We start from the raw sequence: 1810 nt of genomic DNA on the forward strand, positions 1-1810 counted from the left end.
TATTCAATAAATATTTTATGATAAAATCATTTAAAGATATTTTAACTTCCTTGTTTGGGATTGACAGTTTATACTCAATGGTTTCAAATGGAGTTTCTCTTACTTCACTAATCGTCAGATATCCTGACTGATACAAAATCACTTCTATGTCGATATTTTCTATATCAAAGCTATCAACCAACTTTTCATCTACTATCAAATCAGACAACTTTGGCAGAAAATATTTATTTTTTTCGATAAGTTTAATCAAGAATGTAGGTGTGCCTGTTGAAAACCAGTAATTTTTAAATTTAAAACCATTTGCAATAAATTGTAATATATCAAAAGGATTGTAAACATTATCTTTTAAAAAATTATAGCCGTTATACCATTCTTTGATTTTTTCCATATCTGCATTTTTTAGATAATCAGCAAATACTGTCTCCAAATCTTCTTGAGTATAGCCGCAGATATTCCCGTATCTCTCATTTAAAGATATGTCTGTCAGCATATTAAGACCGCTGAATATTGAGGCCTTAGAAAATTTGCTAACTCCTGTTAAAAAAGTAAACCTTATATAAGCATCACTGCCTTTGATTACAGAGTATAAACCTTTGATAAATTCTCTGTGTAGCTTAGCTTGCTCTAAATCTTCAATAACATCAAGGATAGGCTTGTCATATTCATCTACTAAGATTACTACTTTTTGATTGTATTTTTTATAAGCTTCTTTAATAAGTCTTTCAAAGCAGATTATCAAATCCAGTTCATCTTCACATTTAACTTGTAACCTTTCCTGATTATCCTTCAAAATCTCTTTTAATTTTTGCTCCAGGTCATTTATGGTTCTATTCTTACCATCCCAGCTTATTTTGATAACTGGATATTTCTCTTCCCAATTCCATTTATCATAAATGTAAAGCCCTTTAAAAAGCTCTTTATTGCCTTCAAATAGTTCCTTTAAGGTATCAAGAAACAACGATTTACCAAATCTTCTAGGGCGGGATAAGAAGACATAAGAAAACTCATTTATAAGATTATAGGCTATTTCCGTTTTATCTACATAGACATAATCGCCTTCAATAATTTTACTAAATGTCTGTATCCCAATAGGTAACTTTTTCATATTAAAATAATATTGGCTTGAGTAATTGTTGTCAACAGATTTTATTTTGAGTTATGCAGGGATTGAGGGAGTTAAATAAATGGAGAAAAAATTTATGTTTTTTTTGACTTCCTTTTATTCTTTAAATCCAATTAAGTATTATGCCGCAAATAATTTTTTAGCTGCTTTAATTCCCTTAATACCTTTAAGATTTCTCGAAGTACAAATATTAAGAATAAGTTCCGGAGACCCAACAGCATTTCCAAATTCTTTCAGCAGCTTATCTGAATATTCGGCAAATCCGTCGACAGATATACCAAGCCTTTCTAAGATTTTAGGTTTACTTTTGTCTATGCTACCTTTTTTATCTTCTCTAATGATTCTGCCAAGCCAATCAACAAGTTCTAAATATTCTTTAAATCCAAAAGGAATAGCGTTTTTTTCTTTTTCTTCTGTATCAAATTTCATTAATTTATCAGGAACTTTTGATTCTTTTTCACATTCTATACGTTCTTTTATGGAAGTGAAATCTGATGATTCGGGTAAATCTGAGATTCCTGCACGAATAGGATTTAAATCAACATAGGCAAGAGCAGACAATATTGCTTTTTCATCAAGCAAGGCCTGACATTTAAATCTGCTTTCCCAAAAGTGACCTCTTGTGCCATCTTCTTTATTGGCACGGCGGGAAATGTATTCGTTTAAGGATTTCATAAACCAGGAAAT

The 1810-nt window shown here is 30.6% G+C and carries 2 protein-coding genes; both read right to left on the reverse strand.

Going from position 1 to position 1810, the window contains the following annotated elements:
* Positions 1 to 1105, reverse strand: a 1105-nt coding sequence (locus tag LF845_RS11645; protein ID WP_242821184.1) for an ATP-binding protein, incomplete at its 3' end; no start/stop codon positions are given.
* Between the two features lie 138 nt (positions 1106 to 1243).
* The coding region (locus tag LF845_RS11650; RefSeq protein WP_423220587.1) for a transposase at positions 1244 to 1810 on the reverse strand (567 nt) is incomplete at its 5' end.

This window comes from Deferrivibrio essentukiensis (genome assembly GCF_020480685.1).
GTDB classification, from domain to species: Bacteria; Chrysiogenota; Deferribacteres; order Deferribacterales; family Deferrivibrionaceae; genus Deferrivibrio; species Deferrivibrio essentukiensis.